The 2,166-nt window shown below is 51.6% G+C and carries 1 rRNA gene; it reads right to left on the bottom strand.

Annotation, left to right across the window (positions count from 1 at the left end):
* Positions 1–1,650: ribosomal RNA gene (locus BKP54_RS34675) — 23S ribosomal RNA — on the bottom strand; the annotation flags it as partial.
* Positions 1,651–2,166 lie beyond the last annotated feature (516 nt).

Genomic DNA, 2,166 nt, shown 5'->3' with positions numbered 1-2,166 from the left:
AAAAAGGGTCACGCTTCTTCCGAAGTTACGCGTGCAATTTGCCGAGTTCCTTCAGCATAGTTCTCTCAAGCGCCTTGGTATACTCTACCTGACCACCTGTGTCGGTTTCGGGTACGGTCTATACGGTGGAGCTATTTCCTGGAACCGCGTCCCTGCACACCCAATCCAATAAGAATGTACAAGTTAAGCAATCCGTCACTACCACCAGGCCCACGAATATTAACGTGGTTCCCATCGACTACGCGTGTCCGCCTCGTCTTAGGGGCCGGCTAACCCTGCTCAGATTAACTTTAAGCAGGAACCCTTGGTCTTTCGGCGAGAGGGTCTCTCACCCTCTTTATCGTTACTCATGTCAACATTCGCACTTCCGATACCTCCAGGACCCCTCACAGGTATCCCTTCACAGGCTTACGGAACGCTCCGCTACCACACGTCTTGCGACGTATCCTCAGCTTCGGTGCATGGCTTTAGCCCCGTTACATTTTCGGCGCAAAGACCCTTAATTAGACCAGTGAGCTGTTACGCTTTCTTTAAATGATGGCTGCTTCTAAGCCAACATCCTGGTTGTTTTGGGATCCTCACATCCTTTCCCACTTAGCCATGACTTGGGGACCTTAGCTGGAGGTCAGGGTTGTTGCCCTCTTCACGACGGACGTTAGCACCCGCCGTGTGTCTGCCGACTAGTACTCCTCGGTATTCGGAGTTTGGTTAGGATCAGTAAGACGGTGAGTCCCCATAGCCCATCCAGTGCTCTACCCCCGAGGGTATTCGGTCGACGCACTACCTAAATAGTTTTCGCGGAGAACCAGCTATTTCCGAGTTTGATTGGCCTTTCACCCCTAGCCACAAGTCATCCCAATCTATTGCAACAGATGCGGGTTCGGTCCTCCAGTTGGTGTTACCCAACCTTCAACCTGCTCATGGCTAGATCACTCGGTTTCGGGTCTAATGCGACGAACTGAACGCCCTGTTCAGACTCGCTTTCGCTGCGCCTTCACCTATCGGCTTAAGCTTGCTCGTCACACTAAGTCGTTGACCCATTATACAAAAGGTACGCCGTCACCCTTGCGGGCTCCGACTGTTTGTAGGCATCCGGTTTCAGGTTCTATTTCACTCCCCTTGTCGGGGTGCTTTTCACCTTTCCCTCACGGTACTTGTTCGCTATCGGTCATGCACGAGTACTTAGGCTTGGAGAGTGGTCTCCCCATGTTCAGACAGGATTTCACGTGTCCCGCCTTACTCAAGGACACTGAGTGTTCTACGTGTAAGGGGCTATCACCCTCTACGGCCGACCTTTCCATGTCGTTCCACTTTATTCCTCAGTGCCACTGGCCTGGTCCGCGTTCGCTCGCCACTACTTGCGGAGTCTCGGTTGATGTCCTTTCCTGCAGGTACTTAGATGTTTCAGTTCCCTGCGTTCGCTTCTTACCCCTATGTATTCAGAATAAGATACCTTTAAACAATACTTGGAAACCTAAGCCGTACCTAAGCACGACTTAAATTTTCCAAGTATTTAAGGTGGGTTTCCCCATTCGGAGATCCATGGATCAAAGCTTATTCGCAGCTCCCCACGGCTTATCGCAGCGTATCACGTCCTTCATCGCCTGTGCATGCCAAGGCATCCACCAAATGCCCTTCTTTCACTTGATCGTTCTCATTGCCAATGCTCATCCTTATTTGGATCCAGCAAACCTATCCTCCTCGCTTGCGCTCGAAGGGGTGCTGTATCTGGCAATCCGGACAACCCTCAGGTCGCCTGAATGTCAAACTCCAAAAACCCGGTTACCTTTTACAACCGAGCCAATCAGATGCCATCGACGTGTTCGACAGGCCTGCTTTATTGGAACCACGCCGAGCGGTTCGCTTGCAGCCTGTCTTAAGACCAGCTTCTCGAGATCTGTCCGGTGATGCGCGGTCAGGCAACACCAATCAGGCACGAACACCAGAAGGGCGCTCCGAAGAACACCCAAACAATGATCATGCCCATAAGACAAGCTTCCTTCCTACCTCCAGCCCCTCTTCCATATCCGGTCGGCTAGACCTTCCATGGTTTCATAAGGACTGGGCTCGGACGTCTCCAACGATCTTTCGACCATCTTCAACACCTGGAAGCTTCCAGACATATCTTCTCTTCACAATGTAATCAGAACAGGCATCAGGCCCTAA

It is taken from the genome of Ensifer sp. 1H6 (assembly GCF_001976035.1).
Taxonomy (GTDB): domain Bacteria; phylum Pseudomonadota; class Alphaproteobacteria; order Rhizobiales; family Rhizobiaceae; genus Ensifer; species Ensifer canadensis.
The sequence above is the reverse complement of the archived record's forward strand: the minus strand, read 5'-3'. Positions and strand labels throughout refer to the sequence as shown.